This window comes from Pseudomonas sp. H3_E07, assembly GCF_054668895.1.
Genome location: NZ_CP162795.1, coordinates 969,065 through 985,862 on the forward strand (window position 1 = coordinate 969,065; position 16,798 = coordinate 985,862).

Below are 16,798 nucleotides of genomic sequence, written 5' to 3' on the forward strand. Positions count from 1 at the left end.
TATCCCCTTAGAAGCCCATGCTCATGTGTTCAGCAATAGGGCCCAGTGCCAGCGTCGGCAGGAAGCTCAGGCCGCCCACCAGCAAAATGGTCACGGTCAACAGGGTCACGAACAGCGGGCCATGCGTCGGGAAGCTGTTCTGGCCGATCGGTGCGGTCTTCTTCATCGCCAGGCTGCCGGCCAGGGCCAGTACCGGGAGGATGTAGCCGAAGCGGCCGATCAACATACCCAAGCCCAGCATCAGGTTGTGGAACGGGGTGTTGGCGCTGAAGCCGCCGAACGCCGAACCGTTGTTGGCACTGGCCGAGGTGTAGGCATAGAGCAATTGGCTGAAACCGTGGGGGCCGGGGTTACTGATGGCACCGGCCGGGCCTGGCAGGCTAGCGGCGATGGCACCGAGTACCAGCACACCTACCGGCATCACCAGCAAGGTCACCACCAGCAATTGCACTTCCTTGGCCTGCAACTTCTTGCCCAGGTATTCCGGGGTGCGACCGATCATCAGACCGGCGAGAAACACGGCGATCAACACGTTGAGCAACATGCCGTACATACCGGCGCCGACGCCGCCGAAGATCACCTCGCCCACCATCATGTTGACCAGCGCAACCATGCCGCTGAGGGGGCTGAGGCTGTCCTGCATGCCGTTGACCGAACCGTTGGACGCCGCGGTGGTTGTCACCGACCACAACACCGTACCGGTGGTGCCGAAGCGTGCTTCCTTACCTTCCAATGGAGCGGTCTGCTCCACGGCTGGGTTGTTCAGGGTCGGATTGGGCTGGTATTCAGACCACAACGAGGTCGCGCCGCCGATCAGGAACAGCGCCAGCATGCAGCCGAGGATTGCGCGGCTTTGGCGCAGGTCTTTGACGTAGTGGCCGAAGGTGAACACCAGCGCCACCGGGATCAGGATGATCGATGCCACTTCGAACAGGTTGGCCCAGGCAGTCGGGTCTTCAAACGGGTGCGCCGAGTTGACACCAAAGAAGCCACCGCCATTGGTGCCCAATTGCTTGATCGCAATCTGGCTGGCTGCGGGGCCCAGAGGGATCACTTGATCCACGCCTTGCAGGGTGACGGCATCGACATAGTGGGCGAAGGTTTGCGGAACGCCCTGCCACACCAGGAACAACGCCAGCACCAGGCACAACGGCAGCAGGCCGTAGAGGGTGGCACGGGTCATATCAACCCAGAAGTTGCCCAAGGTCTGGGCCGATTTGCGACCAATCCCACGGCAAAGAGCGACCAAGACTGCCAGGCCGGTGGCGGCACTGACGAAGTTCTGCACGGTCAGGCCGGCCATCTGGCTGAGGTAGCTCAGGGACGCTTCACCGCTGTAGGACTGCCAGTTGGTGTTGGTCATGAAACTGACCGCGGTGTTGAAGGCCAAAGTCCATTCCTGACCCGGCAATTTCTGCGGGTTCAGTGGGAGATAGTCCTGGAACACCAGGATCGAGAACAACAGCAAAAAGCCCGCGAGGTTGAAGGCGAGCAAGGCCAGCATGTATTTCTGCCAGCTTTGTTCCTGATGCTCGTCCACGCCCGACAGGCGATAACAGGCGCGCTCCACCGGGCCGAATACCGGCGTGAGCCAGGTGCGCTGCCCTTCCATCACCTTGTAATAGAACCGCCCCAGGAACGGAGCCGGCACCAGCACCACCGCAAAGAAGGCAATGATCAGCCAATAGTCATAACTGTGCATGGCCTGCTCCTAGGTCCGATCCGCGCGTAACAGCGCAACCAGCAAATAAATGAACAGCGCCACGGCCAATAGCAGTGACACCCCGTCCAGAACGCTCATGGAAGTCTCTCCGTTTAGCGGCGAGTGCCGCGTGTGGAGCAATTGTCCGCAGGAGTGGTGTAAAGGAACGAGAGCGAGGGGGTGGGTGGGGCGTAAAGACGGCGTAAAGAGTGGGTTTATGCGGGGTTTACAGGGGGGATTAGCCGTTAGGAAGGCCTCAGCGCGGGCAAGCCCGGCTACCACATCGGTATGCGGTCAACCTGTGGGAGCCGGGCTTGCCCGCGATGACGGCAGTTGCAACCCCACCGCACTCAACTGGTGCGAGGCTGGAAAAATTCAAACACTAAACCATCCCACGCACGACACTTGCTCCGCTTTACGACAATGATGCTCAGCCTGGCATGTCCGCTGCAACACCTTGAATCATTCCAAACGGTTCAGGGAGAGCAACACGATGAACACACAACTCAAACCCACTTTAGGCACCCTGCACTTGTGGGGCATCGCCGTCGGGCTGGTGATCTCCGGTGAATACTTCGGCTGGAGCTATGGCTGGGGCGTCGCAGGGACCCTGGGCTTTCTGGTGACCTCATTGATGGTCGCCGCGATGTACACCTGTTTCATCTTCAGTTTCACTGAACTGACCACCGCCATTCCTCATGCTGGCGGCCCTTTTGCCTACAGCCGCCGTGCCTTTGGTGAGAAAGGCGGCTTGATCGCCGGGCTCGCGACCTTGATCGAATTCGTCTTCGCACCGCCTGCGATCGCCTTGGCCATTGGCGCTTATCTTAATGTGCAATTTCCCGCACTCGATCCGAAACACGCGGCCGTCGGTGCTTATATTGTGTTCATGGGCCTGAACATCCTCGGCGTCAAACTCGCCGCCACCTTTGAACTGGTGGTGTGTGTGCTCGCCGTCGCCGAGTTGCTGGTGTTCATGGGCGTCGTCGCACCTGCATTCAGCTTCAGCAACTTCGCCCTGAACGGCTGGGCCGGCTCAGACACCTTTGGCGCACCCGCGATTGCCGGCATGTTTGCCGCGATCCCTTTCGCCATCTGGTTCTTCCTCGCCATCGAAGGCGCGGCCATGGCTGCTGAAGAAGCGAAAGATCCGAAGCGCACCATTCCAAAGGCCTACATCAGCGGCATCCTGACCCTGGTGATCCTGGCCATGGGCGTGATGTTCTTTGCTGGCGGCGTGGGTGATTGGCGCACCCTGTCCAACATCAACGACCCCTTGCCGCAAGCCATGAAAACCGTGGTCGGCGACAGCTCAGGCTGGCTGCACATGTTGGTGTGGATCGGCCTGTTCGGCCTGGTGGCAAGCTTCCACGGCATCATCCTCGGCTACTCGCGTCAGTTCTTCGCCCTGGCCCGCGCCGGTTACCTGCCGTCTTTCCTCGCCAAACTGTCGCGTTTTCAGACACCCCACCGCGCAATTATCGCCGGTGGCGTGGTCGGCATCGCGGCTATCTATAGCGATGGCCTGATCAACCTGGGCGGCATGACACTGACCGCAGCGATGATCACCATGGCGGTGTTCGGTGCCATTGTGATGTACATCATGAGCATGCTCAGTCTGTTCAAACTGCGTAAGACCGAACCGCTGCTGGAACGCACCTTTCGCGCACCAGGCTACCCGATCGTGCCGGGTATTGCGCTGGTACTGGCGGTGGTGTGCCTGGTAGCTATGGCGTGGTTCAACGCGCTGATCGGGCTGATCTTCCTGGGCTTCATGGTGGTGGGATTCGCCTACTTCCAGATGACTGCGCAAGACCGCGCCGATGCACCGGCAGATGCGATGTTGACCGGGCTCTGATCTACTGAGAGGCAGAACGGGCCTACACTGAACTAGTGAGAAAGCCCGTCACTCAAAGCAGTTATTCCCGTGGGAAAGTTCTCCCACGGCAATCTGCCTCAAGGAGAGCCTTATGCCGTGGTATGCGTGGTTGATTATGGTAGTTGCGATCGGGTCGATCATCGGTGGGCTGATGATGCTGCGCGACAGCGCCAACAAAGTCGAACTCACCGACGAACAACGCAAGCGCGTGGCCGAGCGCAATGCCCAGGCGGATGCCAAGGACGCGCAGGATCGCTGAACCTTGGGCTATTCCCAGGACGCCTTGGCAATATGCAACCCGTGCTGCCCCTTATAGGCAGCACGTTCGGGCTGACTCCAACCGCTCAGAAGCTCATCCTCCAACGTATAGACCTCAACCCCCAGCGGGCGGCATACCGTCAGCGGGTCCTGTGCATCCGGCCCCCACATCGGCAACGACAGATCCCCACCCGGGCACGTCGACAGCGCGCACAACAAATCAATCTCGGCAAAAAACTCCAGGTAATCGCCCTTCTGCGCCGGGCAGGCTTTCATGAAGTACATATCGTCGTGATTGAGGCCCGTGCACTGGAAAATATTCAGCACGTCATGCACGTCGAATTCCGTCAGACCGTGGGGCAAAACTGCACGGGTCAGGTTCGAATGGCAATGGTGGTGAAAGTCTTCGCCGGTGAGCATGCGGTTCACATAGGGATCGCAACGCGTACCGAGCAAGTCATGCAGACGCCCGCCGTGCTCATCGATGCCGTAACCGGCCAGGCTGTCATCGGTGATCGTCACCAAAGGCCGCAGAAATGGCAGGTTCGACCACAGCCGGTCATGAGTGCTGACATGCGCGCCCTGCAACTGACGCGTACGCGCCGCCCACAAACGCTCGCGGGGGTCATTGGCGTTCCACACGTTGAAATCCCCCACCTGCGGACCGACTGGCGTGGTCACACGGAATACATGCCCGGCCGGCACCTTCCACGCCCTGCCCGTGCGAATCGGCACCTCAAACGCCTCAATCAAGCGCCGTTGATCTTTTCGATCACGAATGCGCTCGTAAAACGCCGCATCGACCTGCAGCGCCGAACCTTTACTGACCTGATAAGCGGCCGGATAGTCTTTGTACATGGTGCAGATCCTCGATCAGGGATGGTTGAACAGGGCCAGGGACACGCGTTCCGAGTCATCCAGGTACAGGCTCATCGCCTCCCCTGCCGCCGGTTTATCCTGCTGGACCAATAACGTGTAAATCTCACGATCACGCTCCAACCACGGCGATTGGAAGCGTTGCTCATCAGGCGCAGCGCAGAACACCAGACGCAACTGGGCGATGACCTGGGCAAAAAACTCATCGAACAAAGGGCTGCGCATCAACCCTACGACCTGCTGATGAAACATCAGGCTGTGGGTGGCGACCGCCCGCCAGTCTTCGCGCTCACGGGCCAGGGTGGTGGCGTCGATGGCGTTTTGCATGCGTTCGGATTGGGCCTCCGTCAGAGGACCACTCTGGGCGATGGCCTGCAGTTCCAGGGTGCGACGAACGACAAATAAGTCACGCACTTCCTCACACTCCAGCCGCCGCACCATAACCCCCTTGTTGCGCACATAACGGGTCAAGCCTTCTTGCCCTAAACGGTGCAACGCTTCACGGATGGTATTGCGCGATGCGTTATAGGCTTTCACCAGCTCCACTTCGATCAACGGCATGCCTGGTAGCAGCCGCCCACCGATGATGTCAGCGCGAAGCTCCAAGGCAATCTGGTCGGCTAACGACAAGCTGAGCGTCATGGTCACCTCACGATTGTTGAACAATCTTTTACGTTTAGGTAATCACGTTTCATGCCAACGTGCAGATGTGTAAAAAGATTCAAGTTGGTTAGAATGCCAACCTGTCACTGAGGCCGTCCCATGCGTTACTCACCCGACCACAAAGCCCAGACCCATCAACGCATCATCAAGGAAGCCTCCGTACGCTTTCGACGCGACGGCATCGGCGCGACTGGTTTACAGCCATTGATGAAGGCGCTGAACCTGACGCATGGTGGGTTTTATGCGCACTTCAAATCCAAGGATGAGTTGGTGGAGAAGGCGCTGCAGGCGGCTGCGGCAGAGCTGGATGCTCATTGCGAAATGCTGTTCAGCCAGGAGCGGCCGCTGGAAGCCTTTATCGACAGTTACCTCTCGAAATGGCACATGACGTCTCCGGACCAAGGCTGCCCACTGCCTACCATGTCCTCCGAACTCGGCCTAAGGGGCCAGCACAGTACAACGACGGACGCAGTACTCGACGCGCGGCTAAAGCAGATTGATACGGCTTTAGCGGATGGACGGAGTGATGAACAAAGCCTGGTGATGATGTCGACGCTGGTCGGGGCATTGGTGCTCGCCAGGAGTGTCGAAGATCCGGCATTGGCTATGCGAATCTTGGAGGTTGTGCGCGCGCGTTTGAAAACCCAGGTTTCAACGCGTGAAAAAGCCGGTCAGTGACCGGCTTTCTCGCCTGACTTAATTGATCACCAGCCTTTCGCGGTTCTTCTCCAGCAAAGCCTTACCAATCCCCTTCACTTCCAACAACTCATCTACCGCCGTGAACGGCCCATTGCTTTCGCGATACGCAACGATCGCCCTGGCCTTGGCAGCCCCGATGCCGAAGAGATCACGGCGCAGGGTTTCGGCATCAGCGGCGTTCAGGTTGACCTTGGCGGATTGCTCGGCCTTGGACATCTGAGTGGCGATAGGGGTTGGGGCTTCGGGCTTGATGGAAGGGGCTGCGGTGGTCGTAGCGGAGATGCTGGTGAGAAACGCGAAGATAAGGGCGCAGATGTAGGTGTTTTGCATTGGTGACGCTCCATGACATCGATGAGGGAAAAGCAGCTTTCCTAAGCTGCCTCCCAAACTTAGGTGATGTTGGGTAGGAGTCAAAAACGGGTGGGTTACAGAGTATGACCGCAACCCGCAAGGCCAGTGAGACGGCCTGCTCAGGCCTCGTCCATCCTGCATTTCCAGTTAAGGTCCCAAACAGGTAGAATTGCCGCCACTTATGAGCAGCCCGGCCGCAATGCGAACTTAAACGCCGGTCGACACAGTGCAAGCCTCATCGGGTCGTTCACTATTAAATACACGGCAACTCACTGCGATGTTGCCGTTTGTTATGTATGCGATTCAACGGTGGGGCGTTAGCGCTGGTTGCTTCTATCCGCTTTGAACTCTACTAAAAATGCCCCTCATCAGGGGTGTAGTCTGCGCGTTGAATGCGGTATGACGTTCGGCGTAATGACGACAGGAGATGTAAACGTACATGGGTATCAAAAGCTTCGGGCAGAGGTGCACCGCTCCCCACATGTCAGGGGATGAATTGAATCCTTGTGACGTCAACGTTGAGCGTGGTGCCTGACGCATGTCTATTGTCACGCTGTCGAACCACAAGTCATTCACGGGTGAATCCGGCAAAAGCCTTCTGGAGTGTGCAAAGTCACAAGGTACCGTACTGGAATACAGCTGCCGTACCGGTCGTTGCGGCGTCTGCAAGGCCAACGTGCTCCAGGGTGATACAGAGGTGATGCAACCAGAACTCGCCCTTACGGACGAAGAGCGTGCCAACGGCGCCATCCTGACGTGCTGCCGAGCAGCGTTGACTGATGTTGAACTGGATATCGAAGACTTGGGCTTGCTGGCCGACATCCAGATCAAAACCATGCCTTGCCGCCTCGATACACTGGAGCGCCTAGCGGACGACGTGGTACGGGTCGTCCTCAGGACACCGCCCAAAAGCGCGCTGTTCTACCTTCCTGGGCAGTACATCGACGTCATAGGCAAAGACGGTGTGCGCCGCAGTTATTCGATTGCCAACGCCGTACGCGAGGATGCCAAGCTCGAACTGCATATCCGCCAAGTACCTGATGGAGTGATGAGCCAGTATTGGTTTGGTGAAGCCCAAGTCAATGACCTGCTGAGGCTGGAAGGCCCACTTGGCACCTTCTGCCTGCGTAACGCCAGCACTACAAACTTGGTGTTCATGGCGACAGGTACCGGGATCGCCCCCGTAAAGGCCATGCTCGAAGCCTTGGCGAGTAAATCCGAACCCCTCATCGGCAAGCGCGTTTACGTTTATTGGGGGGGGCGTACGGAAAACGACTTGTACTGGCTCCCTGACTTCCCGACGCTGGGCATGACTTACCGCCCCGTGCTTTCACGCGCGGGTAAACACTGGCCAGGCGCCACCGGATACGTTCAACAGGCCGTCCTTGCAGAAAACCTTGACCTGGCCGATACCTCGGTCTATGCCTGTGGCTCTGAAGCCATGATCCATACGGCGCGCGAGATGCTGACACAGGCTGGCCTGCCCCTCAAACATTTCCATTCTGATGCCTTTGTAAGCTCGAATTGACCCGGAGACAGCATGAAAGCAGTTATTTTGGCCGGTGGCCTGGGAACACGGCTAAGCGAAGAAACCAGCGTGCGCCCCAAACCCATGGTCGAGATCGGCGGCAAACCCATCCTCTGGCACATCCTGAAGATGTACTCCGCGCATGGCATCAATGACTTCATTATCTGCTGCGGCTACAAGGGCTATGTGATCAAGGAGTATTTTGCCAACTACTTCCTGCACATGTCCGACGTCACGTTCAACATGCGCGACAACACCATGAAAGTGCACGACCAACGTGCTGAAGACTGGAACATCACCCTGGTCGATACTGGCGACGAGTCCATGACTGGCGGTCGCCTGCGTCGTGTCGCCGACTACGTCAAGGACGAAGAAGCCTTTTGCTTCACTTATGGCGATGGTGTCAGCGATCTTGATATCAGCGCGACCCTGGCCTTTCACAAGGCACATGGCAAGGCGGCAACGCTCACCGCAACGTTCCCCCCCGGCCGTTTTGGCGCACTGGATATCCAGAAAGGCCAAGTGCTGAACTTCAAGGAAAAACCCAAAGGAGATGGCGCGCTGATCAACGGCGGCTTCTTCGTCTTGAGCCCCACGGTTCTCCAGTACCTGGAGGACGACAGCACAACCTGGGAACAAGAGCCGCTGATGAAGCTTGCAGCCGAGGGCCAACTCATGGCCTACGAACACCCGGGGTTCTGGCAACCTATGGATACGCTGCGTGACAAACACTACCTGGAAGATCTTTGGCAGTCTGGCAAAGCTCCCTGGAAATCCTGGGACTGAATATGAAGTCGACCGTTTCTCCTACCTTCTGGCAAGGCAAAAGAGTCTTCCTGACCGGCCATACCGGGTTCAAAGGTAGCTGGCTGGCGCTATGGCTAACGAGCATGGGCGCGCAGGTTAAGGGGTTTGCCCTGGCGCCACCGACACACCCTGCCCTGTTCGTCGAGGCCAAGGTGGCCCAAGGCATGGAGTCGGAGCAAGGCGATATTCGTGATCGCGCAGTAATCGCCCAAAGCATGGTGAGCTTCAACCCCGACGTGTTGATCCACATGGCGGCGCAGCCGTTGGTCCGTTTGTCCTATCGCGAACCCGTCGAGACCTACGCCACTAACGTAATGGGCACCCTGCATGTGCTGGAAGCCGCACGCCAATGCCCCAACCTGCGGGCTATCGTCAACGTCACCACCGACAAATGCTATGAAAACCGTGAGTGGGAATGGGGCTATCGTGAAGACGAACCCATGGGTGGTCACGACCCGTACAGCAACAGCAAAGGCTGCGTGGAGCTGATCACCAGCGCCTACCGCAAGTCATTTTTCAATGACCCGCAAGGTGCTGCGTTGGCGTCCGGCAGGGCCGGCAATGTGATTGGCGGCGGCGATTGGGCGGAAGACCGGCTGATACCTGATATTCTCGGTGCCTTCGAGAAGGGTCAGCCCGTCACGATACGCAATCCGAAGTCCACCCGGCCGTGGCAACACGTGCTGGAGCCGCTGAGCGGTTACCTTGTGTTGGCACAACATCTCTGGACCCATGGGCATCGTTTTGCCCAGGGCTGGAATTTCGGTCCCAAGGATGAAGATGCACGCCCTGTGGAGTGGATCATCGATCACATGGTACAGGCTTGGGGTACAGGTGCCCGTTGGCAACTGGACCAGGACCCGCAACCGCATGAGGCCAACTACCTCAAGCTAGATATTTCCAAGGCGCGCGCCCACTTGCACTGGGCCCCCAGCTGGAACCTCGAAACCACGCTCGCCCGGATTGTTACCTGGCATCGTGCCTGGTTGAGCGGCAACGACATGCAGGCCCTTTGCCTGGAAGAAATCAATGCCTACATGCTCGCCATGCATGCCAGCAGCAACTAACTCTATTTTTTAGCAGGATTTTTCATGACACCCGATATGCTCCGCCAGGAAATCAGCAAGCTCGTCGAGCAGTACGCCAACATTGCATTGGCGAGCAAGCCGTTCGTGGCCGGCGAAACTGTCATTCCACCGTCCGGCAAAGTGATCGGTGCGCGGGAGTTGCAGTTGATGGTCGAGGCCTCCCTGGATGGATGGCTGACCACTGGCCGTTTCAATGCCGAATTCGAGAAAAAGCTCGCTGAGTTCATCGGTGTCAAATTCCTACTGTCGGTCAACTCCGGCTCTTCCGCCAACCTGGTCGCCTTCAGCACCCTGACCTCACCCAAACTCGGTGAGCGCGCGATCAAGAAAGGCGATGAAGTGATTGGCGTGGCTGCGGGCTTCCCGACCACGGTCAACCCCATTGTTCAATTCGGCGCGATCCCGGTGTTCGTTGACGTTGACATGGCCACCCACAACATCAACGCCGACCTGATCGAAGCGGCCATCACGCCAAAAACCAAGGCAATCATGCTTGCCCACACCCTGGGCAACCCATTCAACCTGGGCAAGGTCAAAGCCCTGTGCGAAAAGTACAACCTGTGGCTGGTGGAGGACTGCTGTGATGCCTTGGGTGCAACCTATGACGGTAAGCTGGTAGGCACTTTCGGCGACATCGCCACCCTCAGCTTCTACCCCGCGCACCACATCACCATGGGCGAAGGTGGTGCAGTGTTCACCAACAACCCGATGCTCAAGGTGATTGCCGAGTCGTTCCGCGACTGGGGCCGCGATTGCTACTGCGCACCGGGTTGTGACAACACCTGCGGCGACCGTTTCGGCCAGCAATATGGCAGCTTACCCCAAGGTTATGACCACAAGTACGTGTACGCGCATTTGGGCTACAACCTGAAAATCACCGACATGCAAGCCGCCTGCGGCCTGGCCCAGCTCGAACGCGCCCAGGACTTCATCGATACGCGCAAGCGCAACTTCGCGCTGCTCAAGGAGCGCTTGTCCAGCCTGTCCGAATTCCTCGAAATTGCCGAGGCAACCCCTAACAGCGACCCATCGTGGTTCGGTTTCCCGGTGACGCTCAAGGAAAGCAGCGGGGTCAAACGAGTCGACCTGCTCAAGTACCTTGACCAGCACAAAATCGGCACGCGCCTGCTATTCGCCGGCAACCTGACACGCCAGCCTTACTTCCAGAACCTGGAGTACCGTGTGGTTGGCGAACTGACGAATACCGACCGCACCATGAATCAGACCTTCTGGCTCGGTGTACAGCCTTCGTTGGGCCAGGAACATTTCGATTTTGTGGGTGAAAAGCTGGAAGAGTTTTTCGGGATCGGTTTCTAAACAATGAAAGCATCAGATGCGGTAGCGTTGGTTCTTGCGCAGAACAAGGTTCTGTATGGTTATGAGTTGATCGGCGGAATGATCACGCACCTGGTTGACAGCATCAATCAGTTGGGCAAGACCAAACTGGTCTCGGTTCACCATGAGCAAGGGGCCGCGTTTGCTGCATCCGCAGTTTCCCGCGCCACACATCACGAAGTGCTCGGCGTCGCCTTGGGCACAAGTGGTCCCGGCGCCACCAACCTGATCACCGGCATCGCCGATTGCTGGCTTGATAGCCATCCGTGTCTTTTCTTGACGGGCCAGGTCAACACCTACGAACTCAAGGGCGAGAGAAATATCCGCCAACAGGGTTTTCAGGAGCTGGATAGCGTGGCGCTGGTCAGCAGTATTACCAAGTACGCCTATCAGGTCAGGCATGTAGACGAGTTGCTTCCGTGCTTACAAAAGGCTATCGACCTCGCCAGGGAAGGACGACCAGGCCCGGTACTGCTGGATATCCCGATGGATATTCAGCGAACCGACATCGATGATGCCGCGGTCAGCGCGTTTTTGTTGCCTTGCGCGCAACAGATTGCAGCGCCACTGCAAGCAGCCGACCTCGAGACGATCAGCAATGCACTGGCTTGCGCTCGGAACCCGTTGATCCTGCTGGGCGGGGGGGCCGTCAACACGCCTAACTTCGCACATTGGCTCAATCAGTTGGAGACGTCTGGTATCCCTTACGTAGCCAGCTTGAAAGGGGCTGAAAAGATCCCGGCGAGCGCCAATTACCTGGGCATGCTCGGCGCTTATGGAACGCGTGCAGCCAATCATGCCGTGCAGAATTGCGACTTTCTGTTGGTACTGGGCAGCCGCCTGGATGTTCGGCAAACCGGTGCCAAACCCGAGGACTTCGCCCGCAAAGCCAAGGTTTTCCAGATCGACCTGATGGAAGGGCAACTGAACAACCGCGTTAAGGCGCACGCCTCCTACGTGATGGAACTGAACACCTTCTTCGCAGACTTCCCCCTTTGCGAAGTGCAAGAAAACGCGGCATGGGCTGCCTGGGCTGCTGATTTGCGAGCTGATTTCGATCAGAGCTTTGTCGATGAATACACTGATTGGTCAGTGAGCCCCTTCGTCATCTGCTCAACCCTTGGCGCTTTGACCAAAGGGCATGGTGTCGATTTCGTTGCCGACGTCGGCAACAATCAGATGTGGGCAGCACACTCGTTGCGATTGAGCCCTGGCCAATCCATGCACCACTCAGGTGGCCTGGGCACCATGGGGTTCGCGATCCCCGCGGCCATTGGCGCCTGCAATGCAGGCAACAAACCTGTCATTGTCATAACAGGTGACGGGGGCGCCCAGCTCAATATCCAGGAACTGGATATCATCGCCCGCGATCAACTGCCCGTCTTGATCATTGTGCTTAACAACCACTCTCTGGGAATGGTCCGCGGGTTCCAGGAAATGTATTTCGAAGGCCGTAACTCGTCGACCTACTGGAACGGCTACACCTCACAGTTCAAAGCCATTGGTGAGGCTTACGGCATCAGCTCCACGGTCGTGAGCACCCATGAGGAATTTGCGGCGCAGGTCGGGATGTTTATTGAATCACCCCGTCCCGCACTGATCGAACTGATGATGCCCGACGCCCGAGAATGCCGTCCTCGGCTGGAATTTGGCCGCTCGATTGATCAGCAGTTGCCTGAAAAAACGCGGACAGCACGCTGATGCACATCGCAATATTCGGCGCGAACAGCCAAATTGCCCAGGACCTGACCCGTTCACTCGCCGCAGCTCGAACGTTCGACCTGAGCCTGTTCGTGCGGGACAAAAACAAACTCGACACATCGGCATTGATACCCGCAGGACAACGAAGTATCAAAATCTTTGAATACGCCGATTTCGATCGCAACACTGCGTTCGATGCAATCATTAACTTTGTAGGGGTCGGTGACCCTGCAGTGGCATCGAAAATGGGGTCTGCCATTTTCGATATCACCTATGAGTATGACAAACTCGCACTCGACTATCTCAAAGCCAACAACAAGTGCCGCTATATATTTCTGAGCAGTGGTGCAGCTTATGGCGGTGATTTCGAAACCCCCGCGCAAGCCCAGACACTCGCCACGTTTGACATAAACAATTTGAAAACAACGGATTGGTACGCTGTCGCAAAGTTTTATGCCGAGACGAGGCACCGAGCGCTTCAGGGTCTTAGCATTGTGGATATCCGGGTATTCAACTACTTCAGTCACACACAAGACTTGAGTGCACGTTACTTCATGACCGACGCTGTCCGCGCAATCAAGGACAACACCGTACTGACGACGTCTCCCGCCAACATGTTTCGTGACTACATAACCCCTTTGGACTTTTACGCGCTGATATCCAAGGCATTGGCCTTCAATGGCGACCTCAATATAGCTGTCGATTGCTATACCAAAGCCCCAGCCGACAAGTTCTCAATACTCGACCATCTTCAGAGTAATTTCGGCCTGCAATACACCACCGAAAAAGCCACCCAACACATTAATGCTACCGGCGCAAAGCAGCACTATTACTCCGAAAACAGAATGGCATCGACATTGGGCTACACCCCACATTTCAATTCCATTGAAGGATTGACTCATGAAATCGAAAGATGTCAATTCATCAAATGAACTATAAAAAAATATTCGATCATGACTTTCGCAACACTGCAATAAATCAGTTATGGCGATTACTCTCGGGACCTGCGTTGCTCATCCTAGTCCCCCTTTACCTGTCGTCCGAAGCCCAAGGATACTGGTACACCTTCATCAGTATGGCCGCACTCGCCGTGTTCGCAGACATGGGATTTTCTGCCGTACTGCTATTGTTCGCCTCGCATGAGTTTGCACACCTCAAGTTCAACAATCAGAAAGAACTTTGTGGCACACCTGAGCACATCAGCCGATTGGCGACATTATTATCGTTCGCCATGCGCTGGGCCGGCGCCATGGCGCTCGTTGTTTTCCCGGCCGTGCTGTTGATCGGGTATTTCATACTCAATGGAAAGACCTCCCTGGTCAACTGGCAACTACCGTGGTTGGTGTACGGTGTGGCATCCGTCATTGTATTCATTAATAGCATTGCACTGTCATTCATCGAAGGATGCGACAGTGTTGGTGACATTCAGAAAATTCGTTTCCACATCAGCGTGATCAGTGTGTGCGTGACCGTCATCCTGCTGATCAGCGGCGCAGACTTGTATGCTCTGGCCTTTTCGTTATTAGCCGGTGCACTGGCAGGCACCTCAATAATCCTTCATCGCTACAAAGCCATGTTGGGACAGCTTTATAAACTGACAAAAGTCAACAGCCACCCTTGGTTCAAGGAAATAATGCCGCTCCTGTGGCGCTTCGCATTGAGCTGGATCAGCGGCTATTTTGTACTGTCTATATTTACCCCCCTGTCCTTCAGCTATCACGGGGCCGTACAAGCGGGCCAAGTTGGCTTTTCAATGGCGATTTGCATGGCCATGTTCAGCATCGCGAACATATGGGTAACCATTATCACCCCAAAAATAAATATGTATGCGGCCCATCGTAATACAACGGCGCTCGATCAAGCCTTCAAAAAAGGCTTAGCACTGGCAATAGCGACTTATGCAATGGGTATGGTAACGCTCTTCACTGGCCTATGGCTGATGGAGGGCCAGCCGTTGATAGAGAACCGCCTGCTGCCCACCCTCCCTCTGTTGATGGTCAGTACAGGATGGCTGATGCAGTTAATCGTCAATGCAATGGCGATCTACATGAGGGCCTATAAAAAAGAACCATTGGTCGTGGTATCGGTCGTCAACGGGCTATATGTCGCGATCACTACCTTGCTGGCTGCGAAGTACCTTCCATTTGAATACCTGTTCTCTGGCTTCACAAGTGCGTACGTCTTGGTCTTGCCGTGGGTTTATTGGATTTTTAGATCTTTCAAAAGGCGTTCATCATGAGTCTTCAGCCTAACCCTGTATTGTCCATTGCACTGCCTACCTACAACCGAGCGGACTTCCTTGACAGTTCGCTGGCCGCACACCTGCCGATACTAAAGCACCACAACATTCAAATTTTCATTTCCGATAATGCCTCGACAGATGAAACCTTTCAGGTTGTCGAGAAATGGAAAGCCGAATACCCCCTGTTGCACTACTCACGTAACCACGAAAACCTGGGTGCTGATTTAAACTTTGAAAAAGCACTGTCTTTATCGGACACCGCGTACACATGGCTGTTGGGCGATACCTCTCAATTCTGTGCCGACGACCTCGACAAGGTATTGACTCGCTTAAATACAAACACCCCTTACGACGCCGTACTGGTAAATCTGGTAGGCAAGATTGAAACGCCAGAATCCACCTATCAAGACGCCAATGCATTGTTACAAGATCTCGCAGGGCTCATGAGCTGCATGAGTTGCTTGATCTATAGCAAAGCACTGATAAATGATGCCAACTTTTCTCGCTATCACGATTCAAACTTCATACAAACAGGTATCATCTTCGAGTCTATTGCGAACCGCCCCTTTCAAATTCATTGGTTACCCCAGGTGTCCATTACGTCACTTGAAAGCCCGCACCTCACAAAAACCAGCTGGGCCCACACAGACAAAATATTCAAGATCGGCCTGACCTGCTGGGTTAACTTTATATTTTCGTTACCGGTCAGCTATTCATTGCAAGGAAAACTTGAAGCCTGCACCCGCTTTGGCCAAGTATCCGGCGCGTTCACGATCAAGGGTATGCTGTCTCTGAGGGCCAGGGGGTTGTTAAACTACGGCATCTATAAAGCGTACCGACCGGACCTCAGGCTTTCCGTAGCCTACCCTAGCTGGATCGTCATGGTGATATCAGTCGTACCAAGATCGATGCTCAGCAAGGTGGTCAACCTCTATCTCAAACGCACACGCACTCTACCGGTGACAAACCAATAGTTTGCTTCCACCTGTTTACGCCAGCCAACATGAGTAGACCGCGGTGTCCTATTTTTTAAAAAAACTCAAGCAACATCACGTCTTTATCGTTCCTATGGTGTTCGGGCAATGTCTTTTAGTATGGCGAGCGTTTATTCATCTCAGAGCCTTCCCAGCCCCCGGGCGACGTGCCTACCTTGGCCGTGCGCCCAAGGTCTTTGGCCTGGAACACATTACGCTGGGTAATAACTTCAGGGTAGGTGAAGGGCTCTGGCTACACGCGATCTCTCAATACCTTACGTTCAAGTACCAGCCGCAGGTCGACATTGGTGAGAACTTCTCCGCCAGCGACCATTTGCATATAGCGTGTTGCAACAAAATAACGATTGGTCGCAATGTCTTGATGGGCAGCAAGATTCACATCACCGACCATTCCCACGGCGCCTACTCGGGGGAGAACCAATCCAGCCCCTACGAAACACCTTTTGAAAGAAAGCTGGCCAGCAGCGGCCCCGTGACCATTGGCGATAACGTATGGATCGGGGACAATGTCGTCGTACTGCCGAACACCTCTATTGGCAATGGGTCGATCATCGGCGCCAACAGCATTGTCACCAAAGATATCCCCAGTCATGTCATTGCTGTGGGCTGCCCTGCCAGGGTCGTGAAAGTCTGGAGCGATAAAGAGAGCAAATGGTTGAATGTTTAAGCGTGAC

At 55.9% G+C, this 16,798-nt stretch carries 17 protein-coding genes; 12 read left to right on the forward strand and 5 right to left on the reverse strand.

Translation table 11 applies throughout. From position 1 onward, the window contains the following. Positions 1 to 7: 7 nt before the first annotated feature. On the reverse strand, positions 8 to 1,702 hold the full coding sequence (gene kdpA / locus AB4O08_RS04380) for a potassium-transporting ATPase subunit KdpA (RefSeq protein WP_010211915.1): 1,695 nt from the start codon (positions 1,700 to 1,702) through the stop codon (positions 8 to 10). Positions 1,703 to 1,711: 9 nt separating this feature from the next. Then, on the reverse strand, positions 1,712 to 1,801 hold the full coding sequence (kdpF, locus tag AB4O08_RS04385; protein WP_010211917.1) for a K(+)-transporting ATPase subunit F: 90 nt from the start codon (positions 1,799 to 1,801) through the stop codon (positions 1,712 to 1,714). Between the two features lie 394 nt (positions 1,802 to 2,195). Here kdpF and eat point away from each other — a divergent pair, with 394 nt between their 5' ends. Then, positions 2,196 to 3,560, forward strand: a complete 1,365-nt coding sequence (gene eat, locus AB4O08_RS04390; protein ID WP_010211919.1) for an ethanolamine permease — start codon at positions 2,196 to 2,198, stop codon at positions 3,558 to 3,560. 112 nt (positions 3,561 to 3,672) lie between these two features. Then, positions 3,673 to 3,840, forward strand: a complete 168-nt coding sequence (locus AB4O08_RS04395) for a DUF2897 family protein (RefSeq protein WP_460114724.1) — start codon at positions 3,673 to 3,675, stop codon at positions 3,838 to 3,840. Positions 3,841 to 3,848: 8 nt separating this feature from the next. Here AB4O08_RS04395 and AB4O08_RS04400 read toward each other — a convergent pair whose 3' ends face one another. Together AB4O08_RS04400 and AB4O08_RS04405 are read right to left on the reverse strand one after the other, a co-directional pair. Further along, entirely contained in the window at positions 3,849 to 4,697 is an 849-nt protein-coding gene (locus AB4O08_RS04400) for an urea carboxylase-associated family protein (protein ID WP_010211920.1), read from the reverse strand. Between the two features lie 15 nt (positions 4,698 to 4,712). Continuing rightward, the gene (locus tag AB4O08_RS04405) at positions 4,713 to 5,357 is read right to left on the reverse strand and encodes a GntR family transcriptional regulator (protein ID WP_031290438.1); all 645 of its coding nucleotides are present in this window, start codon (positions 5,355 to 5,357) and stop codon (positions 4,713 to 4,715) included. A 120-nt stretch (positions 5,358 to 5,477) separates the two neighbouring features. On the opposite strand from AB4O08_RS04405, the gene AB4O08_RS04410 reads away from it, so the two are divergent. Beyond that, a complete protein-coding gene (locus tag AB4O08_RS04410) occupies positions 5,478 to 6,056 on the forward strand; it encodes a TetR/AcrR family transcriptional regulator (RefSeq protein WP_010211924.1) in 579 nt (192 codons plus the stop codon). Positions 6,057 to 6,074: 18 nt separating this feature from the next. On the opposite strand, the gene AB4O08_RS04415 is transcribed toward AB4O08_RS04410, so the two are convergent. Beyond that, positions 6,075 to 6,407, reverse strand: a complete 333-nt coding sequence (locus AB4O08_RS04415) for a ComEA family DNA-binding protein (RefSeq protein ID WP_010211925.1) — start codon at positions 6,405 to 6,407, stop codon at positions 6,075 to 6,077. Positions 6,408 to 6,966: 559 nt separating this feature from the next. Between AB4O08_RS04415 and AB4O08_RS04420 the strand changes: the two genes are divergently transcribed. Genes AB4O08_RS04420 through AB4O08_RS04460 form a run of 9 tightly spaced genes read left to right on the forward strand, consistent with a single transcriptional unit; the run spans position 6,967 to position 16,791 of the window. After that, on the forward strand, positions 6,967 to 7,956 hold the full coding sequence (locus tag AB4O08_RS04420) for an FAD-binding oxidoreductase (RefSeq protein WP_047541566.1): 990 nt from the start codon (positions 6,967 to 6,969) through the stop codon (positions 7,954 to 7,956). Between the two features lie 12 nt (positions 7,957 to 7,968). After that, complete coding sequence (gene rfbF / locus AB4O08_RS04425) at positions 7,969 to 8,742, forward strand: glucose-1-phosphate cytidylyltransferase (RefSeq protein WP_010211927.1); 774 nt, start codon at positions 7,969 to 7,971, stop codon at positions 8,740 to 8,742. A gap of 2 nt (positions 8,743 to 8,744) precedes the next feature. Beyond that, on the forward strand, positions 8,745 to 9,830 hold the full coding sequence (gene rfbG, locus AB4O08_RS04430; RefSeq protein WP_042570770.1) for a CDP-glucose 4,6-dehydratase: 1,086 nt from the start codon (positions 8,745 to 8,747) through the stop codon (positions 9,828 to 9,830). A gap of 24 nt (positions 9,831 to 9,854) precedes the next feature. Next, a complete protein-coding gene (gene rfbH, locus AB4O08_RS04435) occupies positions 9,855 to 11,168 on the forward strand; it encodes a lipopolysaccharide biosynthesis protein RfbH (RefSeq protein WP_021490939.1) in 1,314 nt (437 codons plus the stop codon). A 3-nt stretch (positions 11,169 to 11,171) separates the two neighbouring features. Continuing rightward, positions 11,172 to 12,887: a thiamine pyrophosphate-binding protein gene (locus tag AB4O08_RS04440; RefSeq protein WP_045791174.1), complete on the forward strand. Its 1,716-nt coding sequence runs from the start codon at positions 11,172 to 11,174 to the stop codon at positions 12,885 to 12,887. Then, complete coding sequence (locus tag AB4O08_RS04445) at positions 12,887 to 13,819, forward strand: NAD-dependent epimerase/dehydratase family protein (RefSeq protein ID WP_460114725.1); 933 nt, start codon at positions 12,887 to 12,889, stop codon at positions 13,817 to 13,819. The genes AB4O08_RS04440 and AB4O08_RS04445 overlap by 1 nt, the downstream gene beginning before the upstream one ends. Beyond that, positions 13,801 to 15,126 (forward strand): hypothetical protein, encoded by a 1,326-nt coding sequence (locus AB4O08_RS04450; RefSeq protein WP_226994543.1) that lies wholly within the window; start codon positions 13,801 to 13,803, stop codon positions 15,124 to 15,126. The genes AB4O08_RS04445 and AB4O08_RS04450 overlap by 19 nt, the downstream gene beginning before the upstream one ends. Next, positions 15,123 to 16,103, forward strand: a complete 981-nt coding sequence (locus tag AB4O08_RS04455; RefSeq protein WP_021490942.1) for a glycosyltransferase family 2 protein — start codon at positions 15,123 to 15,125, stop codon at positions 16,101 to 16,103. The genes AB4O08_RS04450 and AB4O08_RS04455 overlap by 4 nt, the downstream gene beginning before the upstream one ends. A gap of 43 nt (positions 16,104 to 16,146) precedes the next feature. Next, positions 16,147 to 16,791 (forward strand): DapH/DapD/GlmU-related protein, encoded by a 645-nt coding sequence (locus AB4O08_RS04460; RefSeq protein WP_010211938.1) that lies wholly within the window; start codon positions 16,147 to 16,149, stop codon positions 16,789 to 16,791. Positions 16,792 to 16,798: the final 7 nt, after the last annotated feature.

Excerpts from the sequence above, each read along its gene's own strand:
- AB4O08_RS04440 (WP_045791174.1), top strand. The coding sequence starts at position 11,172 with ATGAAAGCATCAGATGCGGTAGCGTTGGTTCTTGCGCAGAACAAGGTT.
- AB4O08_RS04450 (WP_226994543.1), top strand. The coding sequence starts at position 13,801 with ATGTCAATTCATCAAATGAACTATAAAAAAATATTCGATCATGACTTT.
- kdpF (WP_010211917.1), bottom strand. The coding sequence starts at position 1,801 with ATGAGCGTTCTGGACGGGGTGTCACTGCTATTGGCCGTGGCGCTGTTC.
- AB4O08_RS04400 (WP_010211920.1), bottom strand. The coding sequence starts at position 4,697 with ATGTACAAAGACTATCCGGCCGCTTATCAGGTCAGTAAAGGTTCGGCG.
- rfbF (WP_010211927.1), top strand. The coding sequence starts at position 7,969 with ATGAAAGCAGTTATTTTGGCCGGTGGCCTGGGAACACGGCTAAGCGAA.
- AB4O08_RS04410 (WP_010211924.1), top strand. The coding sequence starts at position 5,478 with ATGCGTTACTCACCCGACCACAAAGCCCAGACCCATCAACGCATCATC.
- AB4O08_RS04420 (WP_047541566.1), top strand. The coding sequence starts at position 6,967 with ATGTCTATTGTCACGCTGTCGAACCACAAGTCATTCACGGGTGAATCC.
- eat (WP_010211919.1), top strand. The coding sequence starts at position 2,196 with ATGAACACACAACTCAAACCCACTTTAGGCACCCTGCACTTGTGGGGC.
- AB4O08_RS04405 (WP_031290438.1), bottom strand. The coding sequence starts at position 5,357 with ATGACGCTCAGCTTGTCGTTAGCCGACCAGATTGCCTTGGAGCTTCGC.
- kdpA (WP_010211915.1), bottom strand. The coding sequence starts at position 1,702 with ATGCACAGTTATGACTATTGGCTGATCATTGCCTTCTTTGCGGTGGTG.
- AB4O08_RS04455 (WP_021490942.1), top strand. The coding sequence starts at position 15,123 with ATGAGTCTTCAGCCTAACCCTGTATTGTCCATTGCACTGCCTACCTAC.
- AB4O08_RS04415 (WP_010211925.1), bottom strand. The coding sequence starts at position 6,407 with ATGCAAAACACCTACATCTGCGCCCTTATCTTCGCGTTTCTCACCAGC.
- rfbH (WP_021490939.1), top strand. The coding sequence starts at position 9,855 with ATGACACCCGATATGCTCCGCCAGGAAATCAGCAAGCTCGTCGAGCAG.
- rfbG (WP_042570770.1), top strand. The coding sequence starts at position 8,745 with ATGAAGTCGACCGTTTCTCCTACCTTCTGGCAAGGCAAAAGAGTCTTC.
- AB4O08_RS04445 (WP_460114725.1), top strand. The coding sequence starts at position 12,887 with ATGCACATCGCAATATTCGGCGCGAACAGCCAAATTGCCCAGGACCTG.
- AB4O08_RS04395 (WP_460114724.1), top strand. The coding sequence starts at position 3,673 with ATGCCGTGGTATGCGTGGTTGATTATGGTAGTTGCGATCGGGTCGATC.